The organism is Roseicyclus sp., assembly GCF_052168335.1.
Classification (GTDB): Bacteria; Pseudomonadota; Alphaproteobacteria; order Rhodobacterales; family Rhodobacteraceae; genus Roseibacterium.
In genome coordinates this window covers 1-4,700 of the sequence record NZ_JBQLZP010000434.1, presented here as the reverse complement: position 1 = coordinate 4,700, position 4,700 = coordinate 1, and the positions used below count along the sequence as shown (strand labels likewise).

General features: G+C 70.6%; 4 protein-coding genes. All 4 read right to left on the bottom strand.

Going from position 1 to position 4,700, the window contains the following annotated elements; all coding sequences use genetic code 11:
• Nucleotides 1-6: 6 nt before the first annotated feature.
• Nucleotides 7-486, bottom strand: a complete 480-nt coding sequence (locus tag ACTS11_RS13245) for an RNA pyrophosphohydrolase (RefSeq protein ID WP_442640779.1) — start codon at nt 484-486, stop codon at nt 7-9.
• 6 nt (nt 487-492) lie between these two features.
• The gene (locus tag ACTS11_RS13240; protein ID WP_442640778.1) at nt 493-1,827 is read right to left on the bottom strand and encodes a S41 family peptidase; all 1,335 of its coding nucleotides are present in this window, start codon (nt 1,825-1,827) and stop codon (nt 493-495) included.
• Nucleotides 1,828-1,892: 65 nt separating this feature from the next.
• Nucleotides 1,893-3,017 (bottom strand): murein hydrolase activator EnvC family protein, encoded by a 1,125-nt coding sequence (locus ACTS11_RS13235; protein ID WP_442640777.1) that lies wholly within the window; start codon nt 3,015-3,017, stop codon nt 1,893-1,895.
• On the bottom strand, nt 3,014-4,549 hold the full coding sequence (gene gpmI / locus ACTS11_RS13230) for a 2,3-bisphosphoglycerate-independent phosphoglycerate mutase (RefSeq protein ID WP_442640776.1): 1,536 nt from the start codon (nt 4,547-4,549) through the stop codon (nt 3,014-3,016). The genes ACTS11_RS13235 and gpmI overlap by 4 nt, the downstream gene beginning before the upstream one ends.
• Between the last annotated feature and the right edge of the window lie 151 nt (nt 4,550-4,700).

Sequence of the window (4,700 nt, the reverse complement as noted above, 5' to 3'; positions counted from 1 at the left end):
GAGGCCTCAGCAGAGGCCGAACTCCGACAGGACGGCGGCGTAGATCGGCCGCTTGAATTCCACGATCGCCTCCAGAAGGTCCGGTCCGCTCATCCAGCGCCATGACGAAAACTCCTCGTCCTTGTAACTCAGGTCTATGACGCTGTCGGGGGCGGTGAGTTCCATCAGAAACCACATCTGCTTCTGCCCGCGATAGCGGCCTTTCCAGCGCGTCGGCACCACCTCGGGCGGCAGGTCGTAATACTGCCAGTCCCGCGTCTGCCCGCGCAGGAGCACGTGCGCGGTCTGAACGCCCGTCTCTTCCAGAAGCTCCCGGTAGGCGGCGGCGAGAAGGTCCTCGCCCGGATCGACGCCGCCCTGTGGCATCTGCCAGGCCGGCGTCTCCATGTCGGCGCGCTGCCCGGCGAAGACGCGGCCCCGCCCGTCCGTGAGGACCACGCCCACGCAGGGGCGGTAGGGCAGGGCCGCGATCTCTTCGGGCGTCATGGCCCGTCAGTTCCGGCTCGGCCCCAGTGCGCCGAGACCGGTGAGGATGTCGATCGCATAGGCGAGCTGGTAATCCTCGTTCCTGAGCCGAGCGGTGGCCTCGGCGATGGCCTGCTCCTCCTCGAGCTGGCGGATCTGGTCCTCGGTCAGCGTCGAGTTCTGGAGCGCGCCGCGCAGCGACGCCTCGTTGCGGCGGTTGGCGGTGGCTTCCTCCTCCTCCGTGACCTCGACGGGCTCGCGCTGCTCGACCAGGATGTCGGGCGCGACGCCCAGCGCCTGGATCGAGCGGCCCGACGGCGTGTAGTAGAGCGAGGTCGTCAGCCGCATCGCGCCGTTGCCGGGCAGCGGCATGACCGACTGGACCGAGCCCTTGCCGAAGGTGTTGGTGCCCACGACCACCGCGCGGCGGTGATCCTGGAGCGCGCCCGCCACGATCTCGGAGGCCGAGGCCGAGCCGCCGTTGACGAGCACCACCATCGGCAGGCCCTCGATCAGGTCGCCGGCCGTCGCGTTGTAGCGGTCGCCGTCCTGAGGCTCGCGCCCACGGGTCGAGACGATCTCGCCCTGGTCGAGGAAGGCGTCCGTCACGCGGATCGCCTCGCTCAGGAGGCCGCCCGCGTTGTTGCGCAGGTCGATGACGACGCCGTTGAGGTTCTCGAGGCCGCCGACCTCGGCGATCATCTCCTCGAGACCATCGGTCAGGTTCGGATAGGTCTGGTCGTTGAAGGTCGAGATGCGCAGGATCGCGGTGTTCCCCTCGAGCCGCGAGCGCACGGCGGTCAACCGGATACGGTCGCGCACGATGGTGATGTCGAAGGGCTGGTCCTGTCCCTCCCGCACCACGGTGATGGTGATCTCCGAGCCGACGGGGCCGCGCATCATCTCGACCGCCTGGTCGAGCGTCAGGCCGAGCAGCGCCTCGCCGTCCACATGGGTGATGAAGTCGCCGGCCTGCACGCCGGCCTCCATCGCGGGCGTGTCGTCCATCGGCGTGATGACGCGCACGAAGCCGTCCTCCTGCGTCACCTCGATCCCGAGGCCGCCGAACTCGCCACGGGTCTGGACCTGCATCGAATCGAAGTCGCGCGGCGGAAGATAGCTCGAATGCGGGTCGAGCGAGGTGAGCATCCCGTTGATGGCCGCCTCGATCAGCGCCGCCTCGTCCACCTCCTCGACATAGTTCGAGCGGATGCGCTCGAACACGTCCCCGAAGAGGTCGAGCTGCTGGTAGACCGAGGCGTTCCGCGTCTCTTCCTGGGCGAGGAGCGGCCCGGCGACCTGCGTGCTCAGGAGGACGCCGCCCGCGATCCCTCCGACTGCCGCAACGATCAGCTTGTTCATCTGCATGTGTCCTTGTGCGTCTTGCATCTTGCGTCTTGTCGTCCGCGATGCGCTCTCACGGCACGCTACTCTAGTGCGAACCATGCCGCCGGGTCCACCGGGCGTCCGCCCTCCCGGATCTCGACATAGAGCGTTTCCGGCAGGAGGGGGCCGCCCGCTTCTGCGGCGGGCAGGATAAGGTCGTCTCCGGCGCCCTCGGGCCCCGGCATCAGGCCGAGGGGCGCGTCCCCCGGCAGAAGCTGCCCGGCCTCCACGAACATGTCGCCGAGGCCCGCGACCACCAACAGATAGTCGGCCTCGGGCTCGATGATAATGACATTTCCGTAATCGAGGAGCGGGCCGGCATAGCGCACCGAGGCGGGCCACGGCGTGGTGACGAGCGCCCGCGGCCGTGCGGCCAGCACCAGGCCCGGCCGCGCGACGCCCGCCGCGTCCGCCTCGCCGAAGCGGCGGAGGACGGTGCCGAGGACCGGCGCGCGCAGGCTGCCGCGCGCCTGTCCGAAATCGGGAATGTCGTCGGGCGCGGCCGAAGGCTGGCTCATGAGGAGCTCGGCGAAGCTGTCGAGCGAGTCGGCGCTCTCGAGGAGCGCGCGCATCGCGTCGGCGTCGCGTGCGAAGGGGGCGGGCAGGTCGCGCCGCTCGGCGATGGCCTGCGACAGCGCGGCGCGCGCCTCCTGCACACCGGCGAGACCGGCGGAAAGCCGCGCCAGTGCGTCCTCCTGCAGCGTCCGGAGGAGCGCGAGTTCCTCGAGCTGGGCGCGCAACTCCTGCGCCTCGCGGGCGACGGCGGGCGTCACGTCGGCCACGATCATTCCGGCGCGCGCCGTGCCGACCGGCCCCTCCGGATGCAGGAGAAGGAGGGGACCGGGCGCGGATTCGATGCTCTGGAGCACGCCGAGCAGGCGGGCCAGACGTTCGCGTTCCGCCTCGAAGACGGCGAGGATCGCGCGTTCGCGGAGCGCCGCCTGCCGCACGCCCTCGCGGAGCGCGAGCAACCCCTCCTCGTAGGCGCGAACGGTGCCGGTCAGCGCCTCGACCCGGTCGCGCGCGCCCTCGGCGTCCGCCAGCGCGTCGGCGGCCTCCTGCAACATCCGCGCGGCATCGGCGGCGGCTTCGGCGGCATCGGTTTCGGCCGTCGCGGGCATCGCCGCAAGCAGGAGCACGAGCGCGAGCCGCGCGATGCGCCTCATGCGATCAGGCTCGTGCCGGTCATTTCGGGCGGCTGCGGCAGGCCCATCAGCGCGAGGAGCGTCGGCGCGAGATCGGCGAGCCGCCCGTCGCGCAGGCGCGCGCCCTTCGGCCCCCCGACCAGGATGACGGGCACCGGGTTCAGCGTGTGCGCGGTGTGCGGACCGCCCGTCACCGGGTCGATCATCGTCTCGCAATTGCCGTGATCCGCGGTGACGATCATCGCACCGCCCGCCGCCTCGAGCGCGGCGAGCGCGCGGCCGAGCCCCTCGTCCACCGCCTCGCAGGCGCGGATCGCGGCCTTCAGGTCGCCGGTGTGCCCGACCATGTCCGGGTTCGCGTAGTTCACCACGATCAGGTCGTAGCCCGCGCCGATCGCCTCGACGAGGTGGTCGGTGACCTCGCCCGCCGACATCTCGGGCTGGAGGTCGTAGGTCGCGACCTTGGGAGAGGCCGCCATGTAGCGGTCCTCGCCGGTTACGGGCGGCTCCTTGCCGCCGTTGAGGAAGAAGGTGACGTGCGGGTATTTCTCGGTCTCGGCGATGTGGAACTGACGCAGCCCCTGTTTCGAGACCCATTCCGCCAGCGTGTTCACGATCTCCTGCTTGGGGAACATCGTGGTCATGTAGCGGTCATGCGCGCTGGAATAGTCCACCATTCCGAGGAGTGCGGCGGGCCGCGGGGCGTCGCCCCGATCGAAGCGGTCGAAGTCCGGGTCGCCGATGGCGGACAGGATCTCCCGCGCACGGTCGGGGCGGAAGTTCACGAAGAAAAGGCCGTCTTTGGCCGTCATGCCTTTGTAGGGCTGGACGGGGAGGGGCGGGATGAACTCGTCGCTGAGGCCGGCGGCATAGGCGGCCTCGACGGCGGCGACGGCATCGGTCGGGTCGCCCGCCGCCTCGGCATCGGCCTCGCCCCGCACGATGGCCCGCCAGGCGCGTTCCACCCGGTCCCAGCGGTTGTCGCGGTCCATGGCGAAGTAGCGCCCCGAGACGGTGACGATGCGCGCGCCGTGCGGCAGGTCGGCGGCGAGCCTCGCCAGCTGTTCGGCGGCCGACTTGGGCGCCACGTCGCGGCCGTCGGTGATGGCGTGGACCAGCACCTCGAGCCCGGCGTCGCCCAGGGCCTTCGCGGCGGCCACGATGTGATCCTGGTGCGAATGCACCCCACCGGGCGAAGCGAGCCCCGCCACATGCGCGCGGCCTCCGGTCTTCTTCAGGGCCGCGACGAAGTCCTTCAGCGCGGGCTTCTCGAAGAAGCTCCCGTCCTCGATGGCGAGGTCGATCATGCCGAGGTCCATCGCCACGACGCGGCCTGCGCCGATGTTGGTGTGTCCGACCTCGGAATTGCCCATCTGCCCGTCCGGCAGGCCCGCGTCCCGCCCGTGCGTCACCAGCGTGGCGTGCGGCGCCTGGGCCATGATACGGTCGAAATTCGGCGTCCGGGCGAGGAGGGGTGCGTTGTCCGCCTCCGTCGGGCCGATGCCCCAGCCGTCGAGGATGCACAGGACGACGGGTCTGGGCGTTCGGGACATGGCGCGGCCTTCCTTCTGCTGTCGCCCGCGTTCTAGTGATGCGGTGCGCTCGGGGCAAGCAACGGGGGAGGCGCGGAGGGGGCCTGCCTCAGACCACGCGCGGATCCCAGCCATATCCGAAGTTGCGGAAGTCCTCCTCGTAGATGTGGCG